The 20,094-nt window shown below is 66.1% G+C and carries 22 protein-coding genes, 3 tRNA genes, 2 pseudogenes and 1 riboswitch; of the genes and pseudogenes, 10 read left to right on the top strand and 17 right to left on the bottom strand.

All coding sequences use genetic code 11. From position 1 onward, the window contains the following. Positions 1–77: 77 nt before the first annotated feature. The 3 genes from ACMVO5_RS02555 to ACMVO5_RS02545 form a co-directional block, all read right to left on the bottom strand. Complete coding sequence (locus ACMVO5_RS02555; RefSeq protein ID WP_416908519.1) at positions 78–440, bottom strand: bleomycin resistance protein; 363 nt, start codon at positions 438–440, stop codon at positions 78–80. A 197-nt stretch (positions 441–637) separates the two neighbouring features. Next, complete coding sequence (locus tag ACMVO5_RS02550; protein WP_416908518.1) at positions 638–1,189, bottom strand: murein L,D-transpeptidase catalytic domain family protein; 552 nt, start codon at positions 1,187–1,189, stop codon at positions 638–640. A 29-nt stretch (positions 1,190–1,218) separates the two neighbouring features. Continuing rightward, positions 1,219–1,890 (bottom strand): nitroreductase, encoded by a 672-nt coding sequence (locus ACMVO5_RS02545; RefSeq protein ID WP_416908517.1) that lies wholly within the window; start codon positions 1,888–1,890, stop codon positions 1,219–1,221. A gap of 50 nt (positions 1,891–1,940) precedes the next feature. On the opposite strand from ACMVO5_RS02545, the gene pgsA reads away from it, so the two are divergent. The 4 genes from pgsA to ACMVO5_RS02525 are packed head-to-tail and all read left to right on the top strand — an operon-like array spanning position 1,941 to position 3,806. Then, complete coding sequence (gene pgsA / locus ACMVO5_RS02540) at positions 1,941–2,501, top strand: CDP-diacylglycerol--glycerol-3-phosphate 3-phosphatidyltransferase (protein ID WP_416908516.1); 561 nt, start codon at positions 1,941–1,943, stop codon at positions 2,499–2,501. A 2-nt stretch (positions 2,502–2,503) separates the two neighbouring features. Continuing rightward, positions 2,504–2,755, top strand: a complete 252-nt coding sequence (gene moaD / locus ACMVO5_RS02535; RefSeq protein WP_416908515.1) for a molybdopterin converting factor subunit 1 — start codon at positions 2,504–2,506, stop codon at positions 2,753–2,755. Between the two features lie 5 nt (positions 2,756–2,760). Then, a complete protein-coding gene (locus tag ACMVO5_RS02530) occupies positions 2,761–3,213 on the top strand; it encodes a molybdenum cofactor biosynthesis protein MoaE (RefSeq protein WP_416908514.1) in 453 nt (150 codons plus the stop codon). Between the two features lie 14 nt (positions 3,214–3,227). After that, positions 3,228–3,806, top strand: a complete 579-nt coding sequence (locus tag ACMVO5_RS02525; RefSeq protein WP_416908513.1) for an NAD(P)H-dependent oxidoreductase — start codon at positions 3,228–3,230, stop codon at positions 3,804–3,806. Between the two features lie 86 nt (positions 3,807–3,892). Here ACMVO5_RS02525 and ACMVO5_RS02520 read toward each other — a convergent pair whose 3' ends face one another. The 10 genes and pseudogenes from ACMVO5_RS02520 to folK form a co-directional block, all read right to left on the bottom strand. Then, complete coding sequence (locus ACMVO5_RS02520; RefSeq protein ID WP_416908511.1) at positions 3,893–4,057, bottom strand: hypothetical protein; 165 nt, start codon at positions 4,055–4,057, stop codon at positions 3,893–3,895. A gap of 210 nt (positions 4,058–4,267) precedes the next feature. After that, on the bottom strand, positions 4,268–4,777 hold the full coding sequence (locus ACMVO5_RS02515; protein ID WP_416908509.1) for a DUF3833 family protein: 510 nt from the start codon (positions 4,775–4,777) through the stop codon (positions 4,268–4,270). Then, positions 4,777–6,424, bottom strand: a pseudogene (locus tag ACMVO5_RS02510) (acetolactate synthase large subunit). The gene ACMVO5_RS02515 and the pseudogene ACMVO5_RS02510 overlap by 1 nt, the downstream one beginning before the upstream one ends. A 38-nt stretch (positions 6,425–6,462) precedes the next feature. Then, on the bottom strand, positions 6,463–7,821 hold the full coding sequence (gene gdhA, locus ACMVO5_RS02505) for an NADP-specific glutamate dehydrogenase (protein WP_416908508.1): 1,359 nt from the start codon (positions 7,819–7,821) through the stop codon (positions 6,463–6,465). 151 nt (positions 7,822–7,972) lie between these two features. Further along, complete coding sequence (locus tag ACMVO5_RS02500; RefSeq protein ID WP_416908507.1) at positions 7,973–8,764, bottom strand: 3-hydroxybutyrate dehydrogenase; 792 nt, start codon at positions 8,762–8,764, stop codon at positions 7,973–7,975. Continuing rightward, on the bottom strand, positions 8,761–9,885 hold the full coding sequence (locus tag ACMVO5_RS02495; RefSeq protein WP_416908506.1) for a patatin-like phospholipase family protein: 1,125 nt from the start codon (positions 9,883–9,885) through the stop codon (positions 8,761–8,763). The genes ACMVO5_RS02500 and ACMVO5_RS02495 overlap by 4 nt, the downstream gene beginning before the upstream one ends. Positions 9,886–9,944: 59 nt before the next feature. Further along, positions 9,945–10,352: an FKBP-type peptidyl-prolyl cis-trans isomerase gene (locus tag ACMVO5_RS02490; protein ID WP_416908505.1), complete on the bottom strand. Its 408-nt coding sequence runs from the start codon at positions 10,350–10,352 to the stop codon at positions 9,945–9,947. After that, positions 10,349–11,122 (bottom strand): dienelactone hydrolase family protein, encoded by a 774-nt coding sequence (locus tag ACMVO5_RS02485; RefSeq protein WP_416908504.1) that lies wholly within the window; start codon positions 11,120–11,122, stop codon positions 10,349–10,351. Before ACMVO5_RS02485 ends, ACMVO5_RS02490 begins: the two co-directional genes overlap by 4 nt. A 140-nt stretch (positions 11,123–11,262) precedes the next feature. Next, positions 11,263–11,338 (bottom strand) — tRNA-Lys (locus tag ACMVO5_RS02480). Continuing rightward, a complete protein-coding gene (gene folK, locus ACMVO5_RS02475; RefSeq protein ID WP_416909281.1) occupies positions 11,294–11,758 on the bottom strand; it encodes a 2-amino-4-hydroxy-6-hydroxymethyldihydropteridine diphosphokinase in 465 nt (154 codons plus the stop codon). The genes ACMVO5_RS02480 and folK overlap by 45 nt, the downstream gene beginning before the upstream one ends. Positions 11,759–11,834: 76 nt before the next feature. Here folK and ACMVO5_RS02470 point away from each other — a divergent pair, with 76 nt between their 5' ends. Beyond that, on the top strand, positions 11,835–12,428 hold the full coding sequence (locus ACMVO5_RS02470; protein ID WP_416908503.1) for a uracil-DNA glycosylase: 594 nt from the start codon (positions 11,835–11,837) through the stop codon (positions 12,426–12,428). Here the strand turns inward: ACMVO5_RS02470 and aguB are convergent. The 4 genes and pseudogenes from aguB to ACMVO5_RS02450 form a co-directional block, all read right to left on the bottom strand. After that, on the bottom strand, positions 12,425–13,288 hold the full coding sequence (aguB, locus tag ACMVO5_RS02465; RefSeq protein WP_416908502.1) for an N-carbamoylputrescine amidase: 864 nt from the start codon (positions 13,286–13,288) through the stop codon (positions 12,425–12,427). The two genes, ACMVO5_RS02470 and aguB, sit on opposite strands and share 4 nt — an antisense overlap. Before the next feature lie 2 nt (positions 13,289–13,290). Next, a pseudogene (locus tag ACMVO5_RS02460) lies at positions 13,291–14,266 on the bottom strand (agmatine deiminase family protein). A gap of 86 nt (positions 14,267–14,352) precedes the next feature. Further along, entirely contained in the window at positions 14,353–15,027 is a 675-nt protein-coding gene (locus ACMVO5_RS02455; RefSeq protein WP_416908501.1) for an RlmE family RNA methyltransferase, read from the bottom strand. Further along, entirely contained in the window at positions 15,024–16,103 is a 1,080-nt protein-coding gene (locus ACMVO5_RS02450; RefSeq protein ID WP_416908500.1) for a Ppx/GppA phosphatase family protein, read from the bottom strand. The genes ACMVO5_RS02455 and ACMVO5_RS02450 overlap by 4 nt, the downstream gene beginning before the upstream one ends. Before the next feature lie 160 nt (positions 16,104–16,263). On the opposite strand from ACMVO5_RS02450, the gene ACMVO5_RS02445 reads away from it, so the two are divergent. The 5 genes from ACMVO5_RS02445 (at position 16,264) to ACMVO5_RS02425 (ending at position 19,726) form a co-directional block, all read left to right on the top strand. Next, positions 16,264–16,337, top strand: a tRNA-Gln gene (locus ACMVO5_RS02445). Between the two features lie 94 nt (positions 16,338–16,431). Further along, positions 16,432–16,507, top strand: a tRNA-Ala gene (locus ACMVO5_RS02440). A gap of 101 nt (positions 16,508–16,608) precedes the next feature. Next, the gene (locus ACMVO5_RS02435; RefSeq protein WP_416909280.1) at positions 16,609–17,310 is read left to right on the top strand and encodes a sterol desaturase family protein; all 702 of its coding nucleotides are present in this window, start codon (positions 16,609–16,611) and stop codon (positions 17,308–17,310) included. 29 nt (positions 17,311–17,339) lie between these two features. After that, positions 17,340–17,449: riboswitch (TPP riboswitch) on the top strand. A 38-nt stretch (positions 17,450–17,487) separates the two neighbouring features. Continuing rightward, positions 17,488–19,332, top strand: coding sequence for a phosphomethylpyrimidine synthase ThiC (gene thiC, locus ACMVO5_RS02430; RefSeq protein ID WP_416908499.1), 1,845 nt, complete (start codon positions 17,488–17,490; stop codon positions 19,330–19,332). 85 nt (positions 19,333–19,417) lie between these two features. Beyond that, positions 19,418–19,726, top strand: a complete 309-nt coding sequence (locus ACMVO5_RS02425) for a GIY-YIG nuclease family protein (protein ID WP_416908498.1) — start codon at positions 19,418–19,420, stop codon at positions 19,724–19,726. Positions 19,727–20,094: the final 368 nt, after the last annotated feature.

Genomic DNA, 20,094 nt, shown 5'->3' with positions numbered 1-20,094 from the left:
TGACGGGGATCGCCGCCTCGCCCAGCTGGTGCGGTCATCATGATGGAGGCAATCTGGCACATCAAGCCGCCAGTCGATCAATCTGCGTCCTGAATCAGGCGCAGGAGCGTCCCGTCCGGGTCGATCAGAGCGCCTATCTTGCCGCCCCATTCCGCGGCTTTTGGACGGTGCAGGCGCGGCCAGCCCGTCGTCATTTCCGGCACGCCAGAGCGAAGGATGTCCTCGAAAAGCGCCTCGACATCATCCATGCGCAAGCAGCAGCTGAACCAGCTCTTCGCCGGATCAAGCTCTGGACAGCGAAAAAACTCGAGGGTGACCCCGCCACGTCTGAGGATCATCCAATTGCTGTCGCGCCAGCTCTCTGTAAACCCGAAGCGAGCATAGAAGTCTGCCGTTGCGGTGAAGTCCCGTGAGGGAAGATTCGGCGTGGCGTGATCCAAAGCACTTCACTCCTCTCGTCGTCGGAGAAATTCTGCCATCGGCGTTCACCGCCAGAACACCTTCCCTACACCTAGAATTTGACAGTCGTGGATGGGGTCGCAGGCTGAACCGATGCATTCATGAGTGAGACCGCACACAGCGGCGGGTGGACGTGCTGGTGGATTGCGGGGACATTCCCCATCCGCCAGACCAGCCCTCAAACCTTGTCCGAATACAGCAGCTGCCCCGCCCCCAGCCGCGTCATCACCATCGGCAAATCCTCCGCCGTCACCGTGAAGCAGCCAAAGCTGCGCCCCAGCTTGCCATGCTGCTTGGGGTGCGCCTTGGTCACATAGCTGGCCGAATGCACCACGATCGCGCGGTCCCGCGCCGCATCATTGCTCGGCTCCAGCCCATCGAGCCGCATCGAGCGCCCATGCGCCCCCACATAGGCCTCAGCCGTCAGAAACGCGCCCGAAGACGAAGCGTTCGACCCATGCCGGTTGGAAAACCGCTCCAACCAGCCGCTATGCGCCGGGTCCGAGCCCTTGCCATGCGCCACCAGAATCGTCTCGCTGGCGCCTGAAACCAGGTCGAGCAAATGAAAGCGCGGCAGCTTCGAAGCCCGCGCATAATCGACAATGCCCATCACATCAGCATGCGCCAGCTTGTCCCGGTGCGCCGCAAACGCCGCCAGCGCCCGCTCCCGAAGCGCCGGGTTGATCCCATCGCTCACCACAGCCCGCGCCGGCACCGCGGCGGCTGCCATCAAACTTCCCAGAAAAATACGTCTGTTCATCAAATCCCGTGAAACGTCGCCCAGTCCGCCAATGGCGCCCGCGACGTGCGCAGCGCGTTGGCCGGGTCCGTCTCATCAACATAGCCAATCGCCATGCCGCAAAAAAGCATCCGCTCGGGCGGTATCCCGATAAAGCCACGGACCGTCTCAGGATAAATCGCCCAACACTCCTGCGCGCAGCTGTCCAGCCCCGCCTCGCGCAACAGCAGCATCACGGTCGCCAGATACATGCCAAGGTCGCTCCACTGCGGCGGCCCCATCCTCTTGTCCACCGAGCAGAACAGCGCCAGCGGCGCGCCAAAAAACTGGAAATTGCGCGCAAACCACATCATCCGCCCCATCTTGTCCTCGCGCGGAATCCCCAGCTTGCCATAAAGCCCCTCCCCCACCTCAAACCGATAGCCCTTGTGCGGCTCGGGCAAGTCCTTGGGGTAAATGTCATACTCCGTCGGCTCCCCCTTGGGCGCCGCCATCATCCGCTCGCGCATGATCGCCTTCAGCGCGTCGAGCCGCTCACCCCCCACCACATCCACATGCCAGGGCTGCAAATTCCCCCCCGACGCCGCCCGCGCGGCGGTCTCCACCACATCCCTGATCACCGCCGGGTCCACCGCATCGGGCAAAAAGCCGCGCACGCTCCGCCGCCCCGTCACCGCCTCGCGAACATCCATCCCTCATCTCCCGCTTTCCAGTCGCCCCCGGATTGCCTAGGGTCGCGCCCGTGTCCAGCCTGCCAAATCTGCTCACCCTCAGCCGCATCCTCGCCGTGCCGCTGCTCGTCCTGCTCATGTGGGGCCGGTCCCCATGGGAATGGCTCGCCGCCTTCATCCTCTATGCCGTCGCCGGCCTCACCGATTATCTCGATGGCTATCTCGCCCGCGCGCAGGGCACCGTCTCCAAGCTCGGCCAGTTCCTCGATCCCATCGCTGACAAGATCATGGTCGCCGCCGTCATCATCATGCTCATCCATTCAGGCACCATCCATGGGCTGGCCACCATCGCCGCCCTCATCATCCTCCTGCGCGAGATCATCGTCTCGGGCCTGCGCGAATTTCTCGCGTCCCTGCGCGTCTCCATGCCCGTCAGCCAGCTCGCCAAATGGAAAACCGCCGCCCAGATGCTGGCGCTCGGCGCGCTGGTGCTCGACGGCGCCACCACCCGCCTCTGGCCGGCGCTCCCCGCGCTCGAAATCGGCCTCACCTGCCTCTGGATCGCCGCCGCCCTCACCCTCATCACCGGCTATGATTATCTGCGCACCGGCCTCAAGCATATGGACAGCTAGCCATGCAGATTCTCTACTTCGCCTGGGTCCGCGAAATCATCGGCCTTGAGAGCGAAACCGTGCAACCGCCCGAAAGCCTCGCCACCATCGCCGACCTGCTCGACTGGCTACAGGCCCGCTCCCCCGCCCATGCCCAGGCCCTGTCCGACCGCGCCAACATCCGCACCGCGCGCGACATGCGCTTCGCCCCGCCCGAAACCCCGCTTGAAGGCGCCCGCGAAATCGCCATCTTCCCCCCCGTCACCGGCGGCTGAGCCCCATGGCCATCACCGCCCGCCTCCAGCGTGACCCCTTCAACGCCCAAGCCGAAGCCGACGCGCTCACAAAAGGCCGCACAGATCTCGGCGCAGCGCTCACCTTCACCGGCCTCGTCCGCGCCGATGATGGCCTCATCGCCCTCACCCTCGAACATTATCCCGCCATGACGCTCGCCGCCATGCAGGCCATCGCCGATCAGGCCGCTGCCCGCTGGCGCGATGTCACCGGCACCATCATCCACCGCCACGGCCGCCTGCTGCCCGGCGAGGCCATCGTCCTCGTCACCACCGCCAGCCCCCACCGCCAGTCCGCCTTCGAGGCCGCCACCTTCCTCATGGACTGGCTCAAGACCAAAGCCCCTTTTTGGAAACGCGAAGACCATGCCGACGGCACAAGCAAATGGGTCGAAGCCAAACAGGCCGACGACGCCGCCGCTGACCGCTGGACCCCATAGAGAAAGGCCATCCCATGACCGTCTCCGCCCGTGTTCTGGTCCTCTGCGGCCATCCAGACGAAACCTCGCTCTGCAGCGCGCTCGCCACCGCCGCCGCCGAAGCCGCCCAGGCCCGCGGCGCCGAGGTCCGCCACATGCAGTTGTCCGCCATGACGTTCGATCTCAATCTCGCCGGCGGCTACAAGACGCGGCAGGAGCACGAGCCCGATCTCCTCGCCTTCCTCGAAGCCCTGCGCTGGTGTGATACCTTCATCCTCGTCCACCCGCTCTGGTGGGGCGCCGCGCCGGCCAAGCTCAAGGGCCTGTTCGACCGCGTCTTCCTCCCCGGCATCGCCTTCGCCTATGAAGGCGACGGCCACTTCCCCAAAAAACTCCTCGAAGGCCGCACCGCCCGCGTCCTCATCACCGCCGACACACCCCCCTGGTATCTCTGGCTCGGCTACCGCAACGGCTGGCCCAACATCATCCGCCGCCAGATCCTCGACTTCATCGGCCTCAAGGTCACCCACCTCAAAGTCCTCGGCCCCATCCGCGCCGCCACCCCCACCCAAATCCAGCAATATCTCGAAACGGCCCGCAAACTGGCAAGCTGAGCCTCAGCTCTGAAGCGACCAAAGCCCCAAACGAACGACGGCGGCCAGCCAAGCCAGCCGCCGTCCATCCGCAAGCGCCGCCGCGCTCACTCGTCTTCGAACTTGGTTTCCATGTTCAACGACGGCTTGGCGATGCCGGTCGGCGCCGTCGGCTTCTTCACCACATTCTGAATCTCGAACTGCAGCAGACCACCAGCCACCTGGTCCAGGTCCTGATCGTTGATCTCCTCGGCCTTCTTCTTGTCAGTCATCTCGGTGTCCTTCCACTAAGTGTTGAACAAAAGCCAAGACCGCCAAAACAGCTACGCCGCGCTCCCGGCAGAGGCAAAACCAGCGCCCCGATGAAGCGACCCGCCCGACGCAGGAGCCGAAACCCCGCCGTCAAAGCACCCCGCCTCAACACCCGATGATACGCCAATCCGCCCCGAACGGTTGCAGGAAAATCTGCGCCAATTGCGCCCCTATTCCCCCACCCGCAAAATCACCTCATCCAGCCGCGCCACCGGCAGCCCGAACTTGCGCATCACCATCACATTCTCCACCCGCGCGCCGCCCGGCTGAAGCGTCAGCCACTGGTCCGCCTTCACGCCGCCATTCATGGAAAAGCGCAAATGCAGCACATTGCCCTCAACCGCGCCCGAAACCGGCCCCGCCGCGTCCGACAGCGTCCCCGAAAGCCGCCCCGCCCCGTCGGCCCGCAGCCGCCATTGCCGCGTCTCCGCCGCCCGTTCGCCCCGCCAGACCGTCTGGTCGAGGATGATCACCCCATCCTCCACTCGCCCGCGCCCCGCCACGCGCACCTCCTCGCGCCCCTGAAACACGATCTTCAGCGTGCCGCGCCCCTGCGTCGCCCCCTCAAAAAACCGCGCCACATCAAAATCAGCCGCAGCCCCCGCGCCCGGCGTCCGCCCGGCGGTCGACACACACGCCGAAAGCCCGGCCAGAAGCGCCAGGGCCAGCGCGCCCCGCATCAGAGGGTCGCGCTCAGCTCCTTGATGTCCTTGTTCAAGATCCGGTCATTGTCCGAATAATCCACCGGGCAATCAATCAGATGCACGCCAGGCGTATTCAAACAATGCTCAAACAAACCGGGAAGCATCTCGGCGCTCGTCACCCTATGCCCCTTCGCGCCGTAGCTCTCGGCATAGGCGACAAAGTCCGGGTTGCCATAGGTCAGCCCCCAGTCCTTGAAGCCCATGTTCGCCTGCTTCCAGCGGATCATCCCATAGCTGTTGTCGTTCAAGATGAGCACGGTGATGTTCAGCCCCAGCCGCACCGCCGTCTCCATCTCCTGGCTGTTCATCATGAACCCGCCATCGCCGCAGATCGCCATCACCTTGCGGTCAGGATAAACCATGTTCGATGCCATGGCGCTCGGCAGCCCCGCCCCCATCGTCGCCAGCGCATTGTCCAGCAGCACCGTGTTCGGCTGATAAGCAGTGTAGTTCCGCGCAAACCAGATCTTGTAAACGCCATTGTCCAGCGCAATGATCCCGTCCTCCGGCATCGCCTTGCGCACCTGATCCACCAAATACTGCGGATAAATCGGGCAGCGCATGTCATCAATGGCCGCATCGCGGTGCGCCACTTCGGCGGCGCGCGCCGCCAGCATGCCGGCAAAATCCCAGTGCGGCTGCACGCGGATCGCTTCCTTCAGCTGCCACACCGCATTGGCAATATCGCCCACCACCTCGATCTGCGGAAAATACACCGGGTCCACCTCAGCCGAGCGGAAGCTCATGTGCACCACGGTCGTCCCGTCATTGCCCATGAAGAACGGCGGCTTCTCGATCACGTCATGGCCGATATTGACGATCACATCGGCCTTCCTGATCGCGGCATGCACGAAATCGCCCGAAGACAGCGCCGCGCAGCCAACAAACTTCGGGTGCCGCTCATCAATCACGCCCTTGCCCAGCTGCGTCGTCAAGAACGGAATCCCCGTCTTTTCAACGAATTCCAGCAACATCTTCGACGTCATTGTACGGTTCGCGCCCGCACCGATCACCAGGATCGGCGCCTTCGCCCCTTCAATCGCCCGCACCGCCGCCAAAATCGACTTCGAAATCCGCCAGCGGCCGCCGAGCATAGCTCGGCGCAATCGGCGTCGCGTCGGTCGGGTCGTGCGCAATGTCCTCGGGCAGCTCAAGGTGCGTCGCGCCCGGCTTCTCCTCCTGCGCCAGCCGGAAGGCCTCGCGGGTGCGCGCCGGAATATTGTCGGCGCTCGCCAGCTGGTGCGTATATTTGGTGATCGGCCGCATCATGTCGACCACGTCGAGGATCTGAAACCGGCCCTGCTTCGATTTCTTGATCGGCTTCTGACCCGTAATCATCAGCATCGGCATCCCGCCCAGAAAGGCATAGGCGGCCGCGGTCACGAAGTTCGTCGCGCCGGGCCCGAGCGTGGCCACACAAACGCCGGCCTTGCCGGTATGCCGCCCATAGGTGGAGGCCATGAACCCCGCCCCCTGTTCGTGCCGCGTCAGAATGAGCTTGATCTTGGTCGAGCGTGACAGGCTGTCGAGAAAGTCGAGATTCTCCTCGCCCGGCACCCCAAACACATATTCAACGCCCTCGCCCTCGAGGCACTGCACCAGCAGATCAGATGCCTTGGTCATTCAACTTCCCCCAAAATCAACAAGCTGTGAAGCGTTCTTCAGACCACGCCGTAAGCCAGCATCGAATCCGCCACCTTCTTGAAGCCGGCGATGTTCGCCCCCTTCACATAGTCGGTATAGCCCTTCCCGTCCGAGCCATATTCCAGGCAGCGCTCATGAATGCCGGCCATGATGTCGAGCAGATGCTGCTGCAGCTCGGCTTCCTTCCAGCTGATCCGCGCCGAATTCTGGCTCATCTCCAGTCCCGACACCGCCACGCCGCCGGCGTTCGACGCCTTGCCCGGCGCATAAAGGATCTTCGCCGCCTTGAAGACATGCACCCCGTCAAGGTCGGTCGGCATGTTCGCCCCTTCCGAAACAGCCATGCAGCCGTTCTTCAGCAGCGTCTTGGCCTCCTCGCCATTGAGCTCATTCTGCGTCGCACACGGCAGCGCCAGGTCACACGGCACACTCCAGGGCCGGGCCCCGCCGCCATGGAAGGTCGCACCCTTGAATTCCTTTGCATATTCCGAAATCCGCCCGCGCCGGTGCGTCTTGTGCTCCTTCACCCAGTCGATCTTCTCCTGGGTGAAGCCATCGGGGTCGTGCACAAAGCCTTCCGAATCCGAAAGCGTCAGCACCTTGCCGCCCAATTGCACGATCTTCTCGGCCGCATGCGTCGCCACATTGCCCGATCCCGAGATCACCGCCGTCTTGCCCTCGATCGAATTGCCCTTGGTCTTCAGCATGTTCTGCAGGAAATAGACCGCGCCATAGCCGGTCGCCTCGGTGCGGATCAGCGAGCCGCCCCATTCCAGCCCCTTGCCGGTCAAGACGCCGGTAAAATTGTTGGTGATCCGCTTGTACTGGCCAAACATGAAGCCGATCTCGCGGCCGCCCACGCCAATATCGCCCGCCGGCACGTCCACATCCGCGCCGATATGTCGGTAAAGCTCGGTCATGAAGCTCTGGCAGAAGCGCATGATCTCATTGACGCTCTTGCCCTTGGGGTTGAAGTTCGAGCCGCCCTTGCCGCCGCCCATCGGCAGCCCGGTCAGCGCATTCTTGAAGGTCTGCTCAAAGGCCAGAAACTTCAGCACGCTCTCGGTCACGCTCGGGTGAAAGCGGATACCGCCCTTGTAGGGCCCGATGGCATTGTTGTTCTGCACCCGCCAGCCGCGCTGCACCCGGATATTGCCCTTGTCATCCTCCCAGCACACGCGGAAGGAGATCACCCGGTCCGGCTCAGCGATGCGCCGCAAGATCTGCGCCTCATGATAGCGCACCTTGTCGCTCATGAAGCCGAAGATGTCCTCGGCCACCTCGGTCACTGCCTGCACGAATTCCGGCTGGCCGGGGTTGCGCTTCTTCACACCCTCGATGAAGCGCGGCAGATCAACATGTTCAGAAACAGCCATAAGTCCCCCTCAATAAAAAACCGCGCCGCGCAGCCCTTCTCCCGAGGACCATCTGCGACGAATCGCCACCACTTGCCCAAGTGTCACCCCGCAGCCGCGTCGCGGCAAGCGCCAATCTCCCTGAATCGCACAATAATTCGGCTGCGCGCCCTCAGGCCGCCGTCCAGCCGCCGTCCATCACCATATTGGCCCCCGTCACCTGCGCGCACGCATCCGAACACAGGTGCACCACCATCGCCGCCACCTGTTCCACGGTCACAAAGGCTCGCGTCGGCTGCGCCTTCAGCAGCACCTCCTCGATCACCTGCTCGCGGCTCATGCCGCGCGCCTTCATCGTGTCGGGAATTTGCTTCTCCACCAGCGGCGTCCACACATAGCCCGGCGACACGGTGTTCACCGTCACCCCGTGCTCGGCCACTTCCAGCGCCACCGTCTTGCTCAGCCCCAGCAACCCATGCTTGGCCGCCACATAGGCGCTCTTGTAGGGGCTGGCGACCAGCGAATGCGCGCTCGCCGTCGAAATGATCCGCCCAAAGCCCCGCGCCTTCATCCCCGGCACGGCCGCCGCCATCGCATGAAAGGCCGCCGACAGGTTGAGCGCCATCACCAGGTCCCAGCGCTCGGTCGGGAAGTCCTCCACGGGCGCCACATGCTGCATCCCGGCATTGTTCACCAGCACATCCAGCCGCCCCAGCTCGGCCTCGCACCTCGCCACCATCGCCCGCACCGCCGCCCCGTCGGTCAGGTCCGATCCGTCATGCAGCGCCCGTACCCCGTGCCGCGATGAAAGGTCAGCGAGCGTCGCTGCAATCGCATCCGCCTCGCCAAAGCCGCCGATCATCACATCCGCGCCCTGCCCCGCCAGCGCATCGGCCACCGCCAGCCCGATGCCGCTGGTCGCCCCCGTCACCAGCGCCACCTTGCCGCTCAGAAATCCGCTCATTCTGCCGCCTCCCGCGCCCCGTCCAGATCGTCGTCCGCCGTCAGGTCAAAGCTGGTCACGCCTTCGGGCATGTTGCGCGCCAGCGCCACCGCCCGCGCCCCGCCCGCGGTCATGTCGGCCAGACCCTGCTGCCAGTGTGCCCGCATCGTCACCCGGCTGAATTCGCGCCCCCGCGCCGCGCCGCGCACCGGCTGCTCCTTGTAGATCAGCTGGCCAATCGCCACCCGCCCGCTCGCCTCGGCCGAGCGCGCCAGCGCCCGCGCCTCGCGCGTGTCGCGCAGCTCCTCGGGCAGCAGCGCCAGCAGCTTGCGCGCCTGCCAGCGCAGCCGGTCCAGCTTCACCCCGGCATTGGTCACCAGCCGCGTCCGGCTCGAAAAGCGAATGTCCGCCACCCGCTCCTCGGCTTCCGCCACGCTCTCGGGCAGCGGCCCGCGCGCCGGAAACAGATCAACCTGCAACACCAGCATGTCGCCGCTGCCGCCCGTCTCCAGCACATGCTCCAGCGGCGTGTTCGAAACCAGCCCCCCGTCCCACCAATAACAGCCATCGATCTCGACCGGCGCAAAGCCCGGCGGCAGCGCCCCGCTCGCCATGATATGCTCCGGCCCCAGCCGCTCGGTCTCGGTGTCGAAATAGCGGAAGTTCCCCGTTTCCACATTCACCGCGCCCACGCTCAGCCGCACGCTGCCCGAATTGAGCAGATCCCAGTCCACCAGCCGCTCCAGCGTGTCCCTGAGCGGCCTTGTGTCATAATAGCCCAGCGGCCCCGCCAGCCAGGGCAGCACCGGCGGCCAGTGCGGCCTGAAAAACCCCGGCGCCCCGTGCACCACCGCCCAGCCCGCCGCCCATTGGTGCCAAAGCGCCGTCAGACCCCGCCCCAGTTCGTCCCCTTCAACCGAAAGCCCGCCCGTCACCAGTTCCCAGAATTCGCGCAGCCGCACCACCCGCTCGCCCGGCCGGTTGCCGGCAATCAGCGCGCCATTGATCGCGCCAATCGACGTGCCCGCCACCCAGTGCGGCAAAAACCGCCCCTCCAGCGCCTCATAGACGCCCGCCTGATAGCTGCCCAGTGCGCCGCCGCCCTGCAACACCAGCACCCGCTTCGTCTCGCCCGCACTCATGTCACACCTGCCTTTTTCGCAGCCGCAACATAGCCGCGCCCGCCCATCAGGCAAGCACGCTATCGAACATCCACCAGTTCAACCTCGAACAGCAGCGTCGCATTGGGCGGAATGTCCGGCCCCGCGCCCATCGCGCCGTAGCCCGCGGAAGCCGGCACCAGCAGCGTCCGCTTGCCGCCCACGCGCATCCCCGCCACGCCCTCGTCCCAACCGAAAATCACTTCGCCCGCCCCCAGCATGAAGACAAAGGGCGCACCCCCCACCGAGCTGTCAAACTGCTTGCCCTTCAGCCCCTGGCTCCACACCCAGCCGGTATAATGCACCGCCACCATCCGCCCCGGCTCGGCCATCGCGCCCTTGCCCTCGGCCCGGTCGGTCACTCGCGTGCCCCCCGGCATCACCACCGGCACGCCCACTGCGCCCATCAGCATCAGCGCCGCCGCCAGCCCCGCAACCACACGCTTCATAATCCCAACCGTTCCCTGAAAAAGCCAATCGTCCGCGTCTCTGCCGCCTTCCCCGGCCCGCTCTCGGGCAGGTGGATAGTCAACACCGAATGCGGCGCCATCCCCGTATCGGGCTTCGCATCCGCGTCCTCAAGCTCGATCGCCTCAAACCGGTCGCCAAATTCCGCCTTCAGCCGCTCAAACCGGGCATCCGGCACAAAAGCATCGCTCTTGTAGCGCAGCCCCAGCAGCGTCAGATCCTCCTCCACCATCCGCCGCTTCGCACAGGCCATTTCGGCCGGGGACACATCGATCGAACCGCGCGCCCCGCCCCGGATCGGCATCGAAGGCTGGGACAGCACCGGCGCCACCACGCTCGGCTCGGTCATCATCGCCAGCGCAAAGCCCCCGGTAAAACACATCCCCACCGCCCCCACGCCCGGCCCGCCACACTCGCCATGCGCAAAGCGCGCCAGCGCCCGCAGCCAGTCCACAATCGGGCTCGACCGCCCATCCTTCCACACATTGAACTCACGCCGCACACAGATGTTCGAAATCATCGAGCGCAGCGCATAAGGCTTGGTCGCGGTCTTGCCCGGCGTGCCAAACAGGCTCGGCATGAACACCGTCATGCCCGCATCCACCAGCCGCTCGCCAAAATCCACCACCTGCGGGTGCAGGCCTGGAATTTCATGGATCACGATCACCGCCGGCCCTGTGCCCCGCCTGTAGACAGGCCGCGTATAGCCGCCGCCGGTGAAGTCGCTCAGCGTCCAGTCGGAAAGGGGCATCTGCTGTCCTTTGGCTGGGGGCCGCGGCAAAGCCGCGTCCTGACGTCGGACGGGTTCGGCGCGCTTGGGGCGCGCCGCCCCGCCGGCCGCGCTTGCGCGAGTCTCGATTTAGCGTGCGCTAAATCTCGCCGCGCTTCGCGTGGTGGGCCCTGCGGGATTTGAACCCGCGACCTAACGCTTAAAAGGCGTCCGCTCTACCGATTGAGCTAAGGGCCCACACGCGAATGGGCGCGCTTTAGGACGCATCGCCCGCGCACGCAACTGCCTGGCCGTCGCATTCAGCACCGGATGCCGCCAGTCCGCCGCCACCTCCACCAGCGGATCCAGCACAAAGCGCCGCCCCGCCAACCCCCCATGCGGCACCGAAAGCCCCGCCTCGCGCACCACCAGATCGCCCAGCCCCAGCAGGTCCAGATCCAGCACCCGGTCCCCCCAGCGCCGCCCCCCGCGCCGGCCAAACTCCCGCTCCACCGCCTTCAACACCGCCAGCAGCCCCCGCGCATCCCCGTCCCAGCGCCCGGCCACCACCGCATTGGCAAAGCGCCGCCCGCCCGGCCCCATGGGCGGGGTCGGCCACACCTTCGAGACCCGCTCCACCACCAGCCCGGCCCGCGCCAGCGCGTCCACAGCAGCCATCACCACGCCCTCAGGCCGCCCAAAGCGCCCATGCCGCCGGTTGCTCCCCAGCCCGATCAAGGCCACATCAGTCCCCATGCACCCCGCCGAACCTCCTCAAGACTGCGCCCTCTGCCCCCGCCTCGTCACCTATCGGCAGGAAAATCAGGCGCGCAACCCCGACTGGCACAATGCCCCCGTATCTGGCACCGGCCCCGACACTGCCTGGCTGCTCATCCTCGGCCTCGCCCCGGGCCTCAGCGGCGCCAACAAGACCGGCCGCCCCTTCACCGGCGACGCCTCGGGCACGCTGCTCTTCAACACACTCGACAAATTCAGCCTCTCAGACGGCGTCCACATCACCAACGCCGTGCGCTGCGCGCCCCCGCAAAACAAGCCGCTCCCGGCCGAGATCCACGCCTGCCGCCCCTTCCTCAAGGCCCGCATCCAGAGCCTGCCCAATCTCACCACCATCATCGCACTTGGCCAGATTGCCCACCAGTCAGCGCTCAAGGCCTGCGGCGCCAAGCTCCCCAAACACCCCTTCGCCCACGCCGCCGTCCACCGCCTCCACACCGGCACCACGGTCATCGACAGCTACCACCCCAGCCGCCTCAACACGCAAACCGGCCGCCTCACCGCGGAAATGTTCGACACCGTGTTCGAAGCCGCCCTTGCCGCCCGCCCCTAAATGTCCACCGCCAGCCGCCCGTAAAGCTCCGGCCGCCGGTCGCGGAAAAAGCCGAACGCCGCCCGGTGCCGCGCCACCACGTCAAGGTCAAAGCGCCCCATCACCACGCCCTCGGCGGCGTCATCCAGCTCGCTCACCACATCGCCGCGCTCGTCACACACAAAGCTGGTCCCGTAAAAGCTCTGGGCGTGCGGCGTGCCCGCTTCTTCCGTCCCCACCCGGTTGCACGCCACAACCGGCACCACATTGCTCACCGCATGGCCCTGCATCGCGCGCCGCCACATCCGCCGTGTATCGAGCGACGGGTCATGCGGCTCGCTGCCAATGGCGGTGGGATAGAGCAAGATCTCCGCCCCCATCAGCATCATCGCCCGCGCCGTTTCCGGATACCATTGGTCCCAGCAAATCCCTGCGCCGATCACCCCCAGCCGCGTCTCCCACACCTTGAAGCCGGTGTTGCCGGGGCGGAAATAGAATTTCTCCTCATAGCCCGGCCCATCCGGAATATGGCTCTTTCGATAGACGCCCATCACATTGCCGCCGTCATCGATCATCGCCAGGCTGTTGTAATGATGCGGCCCGTCCTTCTCGAAAAACGAGCAGGGAATGAAAATCCGCTCCGCCCGCGCCACCTCGCGCATCGCCGCCACCGCCGGGTGCCGGTCGAGCGGCAGGGCGTTGGCAAACAGCCCCTCATCCTCATGCCGGCAAAAATAATGCCCCTCAAAAAGCTCGGGCGGCAACACCAGCTGCGCCCCCGCCGCGGCCGCCTTGCGCACCCAGTCGGCCGTCTTCGCAATGTCGGCGTCGCGCTCGCCTGAAAAGGCCAGCTGCAAGCCCGCCGCCACAATCTCACGCATCCTCAAACCTCCGGCTGCTGCTGGGTGATGCAATGAAAGCTGCCGCCCCCGGTCAAGATATGGTCCGCCCGCAGCCCCACCGTCTCGCGGCCCGGAAAACAGGCGCCAATCGCCGCCACCGCCGCCGCGTCCGACGGCCCGCCATAGGTCGGCACCACCACAATCCCATTGGCCACATAGAAGTTCATATGGCTCGCCGGCACAATCTCGCCGTCCCGCTCATAGCGGCCCACACTCGGGATCAGCACCACCTCCAGCCCATAGTCCCGCGCCCGGTCATGCGCATCCACCATCACCGCCCGGTTCGGGTCATCGGGTGCGGGTGCGGGCACCGCCAGCCGCCGCGGCCCGACAAAGCGCGCCAGATTGTCGACATGGCCGTCGGTATGGTCGCCCAAAAGCCCCTCGCCCAGCCACAACACCTCTTCAATGCCAAGGTCACGGCGCAGGTGCGATCTCGATCTCGGCCGCGTCCATGCGCGGGTTGCGGTTGGGGTTCAAAAGGCATTGCTCGGTGGTCACCGCCAGCCCGCTGCCGTCCACATCGATGGCGCCGCCTTCCAACACCCAGCCATGCCGCGCCAGCGGCACCCCGGCCGCATCCGCCATATAGGCCGCCACCCCGTCATCGCCGGCCAGCTCATATTTCCCGCCCCAGCCATTGAAGCGAAACCCCGCCGCCGCCTGCCCCACGCTCGAGGTCAGAAACAGCGCGCCGGTATCGCGCAGCCAGATATCGCCAAAGCCATAGTCATGAAAGCCGACATCACAGCCCGCCAGCATCTCGCGCGCTACAGCCATGGCCGCCGCATTGGCCACCATCAGCTCCACCCGCTCATGCCGGCTCAGCGCGCGCACCATCGCTGCCACCTCGGCCTGCGCCGGGGCCAGGTCATCCTCCCAAAGCTCTGCTGCGCTCGGAAAGGCCGTCCAGGTCGCCCTGTGCCGCTCCCATTCCGCCGGCTGCCGCGCCGTCATGCCCGTTTCCCCCGTCAAGTCACAGGCTTCTGCTTGCCAGCCGCGCCTGCGCCACTCAAGCCCTTAAGCGCGCGCTATCCCTTGAATCAGCCCTTGAAACCTTGGGCCACGACATACCATTCGCTCGATCCCTTGCGGCTGGCCGGCGGCTTCACATGCTTCACCGTCTCAAACCGTCCCTTCAAGGCCGCCGTCAGCGTGCCGTCGCCGCCGCCCGCCAGCACCTTCGCCACAAAGGTCCCGCCCGGCCGCAGCATCCGCCCGGCCATGTCCAGCCCCGCCTCGATCAGCCCCATGGTGCGCAAATGGTCGGTTGCCTTGTGCCCCACCGTATTCGCCGCCATGTCGCTCATCACCAGATCGGCCGGCCCGCCAAGGGCGGCGCGGAGCACCTCCTCGGCATCGTCGTCCAAAATGTCCTTCTCAAAAAACACCACGCCCGCCATCGGCTCGATCGGCAACAGGTCAATCCCCACCACCATAGCCTTGGGCCGCCGCGCCTTGACGATCTGGCACCAGCCCCCCGGCGCCGCGCCCAGGTCCAGCACCCGCTCAACCTGAGACAAGAGATTGAATTGCTCGTCCAACTCCTTCAGTTTGAAGGCTGCCCGGCTCCTGTATCCTGCCGCCTTGGCCGCGGCCACATAAGGGTCGTTCAACTGCCGCTCCAGCCAGCGGTTCGAAGAGACCGACCGCCGCTTCGCCGTCTTCACCCTGACCTTGCCCCCGCGCGAGCGGCCCCCAACCGTGCCCCCGCTCATGGCGCGGTCCAGACGCCGTCACGCCCCATCAGCATCCGCAAAATGCCTTCCCTGATCCCCCGGTCCGCCACCCGCACCATCTCGCCCGGGGCACCGTCAGACCAGCGCGCCAGAATCGAATCCAAGATCGCACAGCCCGCCACGATCAGCTCCGCCCGGTCCGGCCCGATGCACGCAATCCGCGCCCGTTCATCCACGCTCTGCCCGGCAATCTCGCGGCACAGCGTCAAGAGCGGCGCCACCTCCACCGCGCAGCCGTCCACCTGCCGCCGGTCATAGCCGCGCAGCCCCATCTCCACGCTCGCCAGCGTGGTGATCGTGCCAGACGTGCCCAAAAGCTGCACCGCCCCCACCCCGCGCGCCGCCAACCGGGCGGCAAAGGCGTCCAGCTCGGGCGCGACGCGCGCCAGCATCCGCGCATAGGCCGGCCCCCGCTCGGCCTCGGCCAGCGCCGCCGGCTCGGTCTCAGCCAGGCTCACCACCCCCCAGGGCAGGCTCACCCACTCCAATATCCGCGGCTCCGCGCCCGCCAGCGTCACCGGCTCCACCAGCATCAGCTCGCTCGAGCCCCCACCAATATCAAACACCAGCGCCGGCGCGCCGCCCGGCGCAATCAGCGTATGGCAGCCCAAAACCGCCAGCCGCGCCTCCTCGGCCGCCGAAATCACATCGAGCGCAATCCCCGTCTCGGCATAAACCCGCTCGACAAAGCGCGCGCCGTTCGCCGCCCGCCGGCAGGCCTCGGTCGCCACATTGCGCGTCAGCCGCACATCGCGCCGCGCCAGCTTGTCGGCGCACGCCGCCAGCGCCGCCAGCGTCCGGTCCATCGCCGCATCCGAAAGCCGCCCCGAGTTCAGCAGCCCCTCGCCCAGCTTCACCACGCGCGAAAAGGCATCCACCACGACAAAGCTCTCGCCGTCGCCCTCGCCCGCGGGCCGCGCAATCAAAAGCCGGCAATTGTTGGTGCCCAGGTCCAGCGCGCCATAGGTGCGCCCGCGCCGCAGCGGTGGCCGTGCCGCGCCCCGCCGCGCGCTCGGCGCCGCAGGCCGCAATATGGGGTCGGCTTCAGCCGCCATCGATCGTCAATCCCGTTTCCACTGCAAGGCCAGAGCATAGGTGCCCAAACCAGACAGAACCTGCCGCCACCGTAACCCGACCGTCACAGATTGCAATCACCCGCAATTGACAGCGCGCCCCCGCGCCCTTATTCGCCGCGCACACGGTCCGCCGGCGCGCTGCCCCGTCGTCTAATGGTAAGACACCGGATTCTGATTCCGTTTATCGAGGTTCGAATCCTCGCGGGGCATCCAGCGCCTTCAAAGCCCAGCCGCCACAATTCGCCCATTGCACGGCCCCATCATCCCCGCTAAGGGAGCCACCTTCCGCAAGCGGAACCGCATGTGGGGGGCAGTAGCTCAGATGGGAGAGCGCAGCAATCGCACTGCTGAGGTCAGGGGTTCGATCCCCCTCTGCTCCACCACCCCGCCCCCGCGACATTCCTGCCCGCTTCCCCCCGTGCGCGCGCGCCGCTAAAGCAAGCCCGTGATCGGCGCCCCCACTCTCCTGCTCGGCATCCTCGGCATGGTCGCCATCGTCGTGGTGCGCTATCTCGCCGTCTCCGGCGGTTTCGCCTGGGCCACCGCGCGCCGCGGCATCACCGCCGGCCCCGCCAACCCCGAGAAGCGCCGCCGCCAGATCGCCTCCGAAATCCGCTGGTCGCTGCTGTCGGCCGTCATCTACGCCGTCCCCGCCGGCCTCGCCCTCGAGCTCTGGAAGGCCCACGGCCTCACGAAGCTGCAAACCAGCCTCAGCACCCCGCTGGAATGGCTCTGGTTCCCCCTCTCCATCCTCCTCTATCTCTTCCTCCACGACAGCTGGTTCTACTGGACCCACCGCTGGATGCACGGCCCGCGCCTGTTCAAGGCCGCCCACGCCGTCCACCACGCCTCCAAGCCCCCCACCGCCTGGGCCGCCATGAGCTTCCACCCCTGGGAGGCGCTGTCCGGCGCCGTCCTCATCCCCGCGCTGGCCTTCCTCATCCCCATCCATGTCGCCGCACTCGCCATCGTCCTCACCATCGCCACCATCATGGGCGTCACCAACCACATGGGCTGGGACATGTTCCCCAAATCCTGGGTCGAAGGCCGCTTCGGCCGCCACATCATCACCGCCAGCCACCACGAAGCCCATCACCGCCACTATAATTGCAACTACGGCCTCTATTTCCGCTTCTGGGACCGCCTGTGCAAAACCGACACCGGCATCGTCGAAAACTTCCGCTAGTTGACGCAGCCGCGCCATAAGCGCACCATGATTAAACCCCGGGGAGCCGTAATCGAGCGGCTGAGAGTTGGCGTCCTCGCCAAGACCCGCAGAACCTGATCCGGTTAACCCCGGCGGAGGGAGGGCGAGGACCAAAACCCCTCAGCGCCCCTTCGCCAAGCAAGCAAGGCCCGCGCCATGGCAGACATCAACTCCCCCCTCGAAATCCCCGTCACCACCGGCCCGCTCCCCGGCTCCCGCAAGATCCACGTCGCCGGCACCCTCTTCCCCAACATCCGCGTCGCCATGCGCGAAGTCGCCCTCGATCCGTCCGCCAAGGAAGAACCCGTCCGCATCTACGACTGCTCCGGCCCCTACACCGACGAGACCGCCCATATCGACATCTCCGCCGGCCTCCCGCCGCTGCGCACCCCCTGGATCGAAGCCCGCGGCGACGTCGAGCGCTACACCGGCCGCACCGTCAAACCCGAGGATAACGGCGTCTCAAACGTGCCGGGCGGCCGCGAAGACATCGGCCCCTTCCCAAACGTCAACCCCACCCCCTTGCGCGCCAAGGGCAGCGCCGCCGTCACCCAGATCGCCTATGCGCGGCGCGGCATCATCACCGCCGAGATGGAATATGTCGCCATCCGTGAAAACATCGGCCGCGCCGCACGCGCCGGCCTGATCCGCGACGGTGAAAGCTTCGGCGCCGAAATCCCCGATTACGTCACCCCCGAATTCGTCCGTGACGAAATCGCGCGCGGGCGCGCCATCATCCCCTCCAACATCAACCACCCCGAGGCCGAGCCGATGATCATCGGCCGCAATTTCCTCGTCAAGATCAACGCCAACATCGGCAACAGCGCGGTCGCCTCCTCGGTCGCCGAGGAAGTCGAAAAGATGGTCTGGGCCACCCGCTGGGGCGCCGACAATGTCATGGACCTCAGCACAGGCCGCAACATCCACAACACCCGCGAATGGATCCTGCGCAACTCGCCCGTCCCCATCGGCACCGTCCCCATCTACCAGGCGCTCGAAAAGGTCGGCGGCGTCGCCGAAGACCTGACATGGGAGGTCTACCGCGACACCCTCATCGAACAGGCCGAACAAGGCGTCGATTATTTCACCATCCACGCCGGCGTCCGCCTGGCTTACGTGCCCCTCACCGCCAACCGCGTCACCGGCATCGTCAGCCGCGGCGGCTCCATCCTCGCCAAATGGTGCCTCGCCCACCACAAGGAGAACTTCCTCTACACCCACTTCGAAGAAATCTGCGAAATCATGCGCGCCTATGACGTCAGCTTCTCCCTCGGCGACGGCCTCCGCCCCGGCTCCATCGCCGACGCCAACGACCGCGCCCAGTTCGCCGAGCTCGAAACGCTGGGCGAGCTCACCCAGATCGCCTGGAAGCATGATTGCCAGGTGATGATCGAAGGCCCCGGCCACGTCCCCATGCACAAGATCAAGATCAACATGGAAAAACAGCTGAAAGAATGCGGCGAAGCCCCCTTCTACACGCTCGGGCCCCTCACCACCGACATCGCGCCCGGCTATGATCACATCACCAGCGGCATCGGTGCCGCCATGATCGGCTGGTTCGGCACCGCCATGCTCTGCTACGTGACGCCGAAGGAACACCTCGGCCTGCCCGACCGAAACGACGTCAAAACGGGCGTCATCACCTACAAACTCGCCGCCCACGCCGCCGACCTCGCCAAAGGCCACCCCGCCGCCCAACACCGCGACGACGCGCTCTCCCGCGCAAGGTTCGACTTCCGCTGGCGCGACCAGTTCAACCTCAGCCTCGATCCCGAAACGGCGCTGCAATACCACGACCAGACGCTGCCCGCCGAAGGCGCCAAAGTCGCCCACTTCTGCTCCATGTGCGGCCCCAAATTCTGCAGCATGAAAATCACCCAAGACGTCCGCGACTACGCCGCCAAGCAGAATACGCCGGACATGATCGAAGCCGGCATGGCCGAAAAATCAGCCGAGTTCCGCGAAAAAGGCGGCGAAATCTACCTGCCGCTAGCAGACTAAGAGCCTCCAGCCCCCCCTCGCGTCACCCCCGCGCAGGCGGGGGCCCATCGCGGCCCCGCCCACGCGCGCGCGCAAGGCCAAAGCAATGCAAAAAGGCGGCCACGTCTACATCCTCACCAACCGCCGCCAAGGCACCCTCTACATCGGCGTCACCGCCGACCTCCCCCGCCGCATCTCCGAACACCGCCAGTCCCTCATCCCCGGCTTCACCACCACCCACAACCTCAAGACACTCGTCTGGTACGAACCCCACAGCGAAATCCAGTCCGCCATCGCCCGCGAAAAACGCCTCAAATCCTGGAACCGCGCCTGGAAAATCAACCTCATCGAAGCCACCAACCCCCACTGGCTAGACCTCGCCATCAAAGACCTCGGCTTCCCTCCCCTCCCCTGAACGCCCCGTCCCTTCCCCGTCACCCCCGCCCCTTACCCGTCACACCCGCCCCTTACCCGTCACACCCGCCCCTTACCCGTCACACCCGCCCCCCTTCGTCACCCCCGCGAAGGCGGGGGCCCATCGCGGCCCCACCCCACCCGCGCGCAAGGCCAAAACCATGCGAGAAAGCAGCCAAGTCTAAGTCCTCACCAAAAGCCTCCGGCGGGCAAGGAGCGACGCCCCCTGCACCCCAGACCAAAGCAAAAGCCAAAACCCCTCCGAAACACCGCCCCAAAACCCAGACGTCACCCCCGCTCTTCCCCGTCACCCCCGCCTTATATTAAGCACCCCCCGCCCCATCCCGTCACCCCCGCGCAGGCGGGGGC

Source organism: Polymorphobacter sp. (assembly GCF_048007885.1).
In the GTDB taxonomy this organism is placed as follows: domain Bacteria; phylum Pseudomonadota; class Alphaproteobacteria; order Sphingomonadales; family Sphingomonadaceae; genus Sandarakinorhabdus.
Note: the sequence above shows the minus strand (reverse complement) of the source record. Positions and strands in the feature narration are given on the sequence as shown.

Bases quoted from the DNA above. Each gene is read 5' to 3' on its own strand.
- ACMVO5_RS02500 (WP_416908507.1), bottom strand. From the start codon at position 8,764: ATGAGCGGATTTCTGAGCGGCAAGGTGGCGCTGGTGACGGGGGCGACC.
- moaD (WP_416908515.1), top strand. From the start codon at position 2,504: ATGCAGATTCTCTACTTCGCCTGGGTCCGCGAAATCATCGGCCTTGAG.
- ACMVO5_RS02530 (WP_416908514.1), top strand. From the start codon at position 2,761: ATGGCCATCACCGCCCGCCTCCAGCGTGACCCCTTCAACGCCCAAGCC.
- ACMVO5_RS02425 (WP_416908498.1), top strand. From the start codon at position 19,418: ATGCAAAAAGGCGGCCACGTCTACATCCTCACCAACCGCCGCCAAGGC.
- ACMVO5_RS02495 (WP_416908506.1), bottom strand. From the start codon at position 9,885: ATGAGTGCGGGCGAGACGAAGCGGGTGCTGGTGTTGCAGGGCGGCGGC.
- ACMVO5_RS02490 (WP_416908505.1), bottom strand. From the start codon at position 10,352: ATGAAGCGTGTGGTTGCGGGGCTGGCGGCGGCGCTGATGCTGATGGGC.
- ACMVO5_RS02450 (WP_416908500.1), bottom strand. From the start codon at position 16,103: ATGGCGGCTGAAGCCGACCCCATATTGCGGCCTGCGGCGCCGAGCGCG.
- ACMVO5_RS02470 (WP_416908503.1), top strand. From the start codon at position 11,835: ATGCACCCCGCCGAACCTCCTCAAGACTGCGCCCTCTGCCCCCGCCTC.
- thiC (WP_416908499.1), top strand. From the start codon at position 17,488: ATGGCAGACATCAACTCCCCCCTCGAAATCCCCGTCACCACCGGCCCG.
- ACMVO5_RS02515 (WP_416908509.1), bottom strand. From the start codon at position 4,777: ATGCGGGGCGCGCTGGCCCTGGCGCTTCTGGCCGGGCTTTCGGCGTGT.
- ACMVO5_RS02455 (WP_416908501.1), bottom strand. From the start codon at position 15,027: ATGAGCGGGGGCACGGTTGGGGGCCGCTCGCGCGGGGGCAAGGTCAGG.
- gdhA (WP_416908508.1), bottom strand. From the start codon at position 7,821: ATGGCTGTTTCTGAACATGTTGATCTGCCGCGCTTCATCGAGGGTGTG.
- ACMVO5_RS02545 (WP_416908517.1), bottom strand. From the start codon at position 1,890: ATGGATGTTCGCGAGGCGGTGACGGGGCGGCGGAGCGTGCGCGGCTTT.
- ACMVO5_RS02525 (WP_416908513.1), top strand. From the start codon at position 3,228: ATGACCGTCTCCGCCCGTGTTCTGGTCCTCTGCGGCCATCCAGACGAA.
- ACMVO5_RS02485 (WP_416908504.1), bottom strand. From the start codon at position 11,122: ATGCCCCTTTCCGACTGGACGCTGAGCGACTTCACCGGCGGCGGCTAT.
- folK (WP_416909281.1), bottom strand. From the start codon at position 11,758: ATGGCTGCTGTGGACGCGCTGGCGCGGGCCGGGCTGGTGGTGGAGCGG.
- ACMVO5_RS02520 (WP_416908511.1), bottom strand. From the start codon at position 4,057: ATGACTGACAAGAAGAAGGCCGAGGAGATCAACGATCAGGACCTGGAC.
- ACMVO5_RS02550 (WP_416908518.1), bottom strand. From the start codon at position 1,189: ATGGCAGCCGCCGCGGTGCCGGCGCGGGCTGTGGTGAGCGATGGGATC.
- aguB (WP_416908502.1), bottom strand. From the start codon at position 13,288: ATGCGTGAGATTGTGGCGGCGGGCTTGCAGCTGGCCTTTTCAGGCGAG.
- ACMVO5_RS02435 (WP_416909280.1), top strand. From the start codon at position 16,609: ATGGTCGCCATCGTCGTGGTGCGCTATCTCGCCGTCTCCGGCGGTTTC.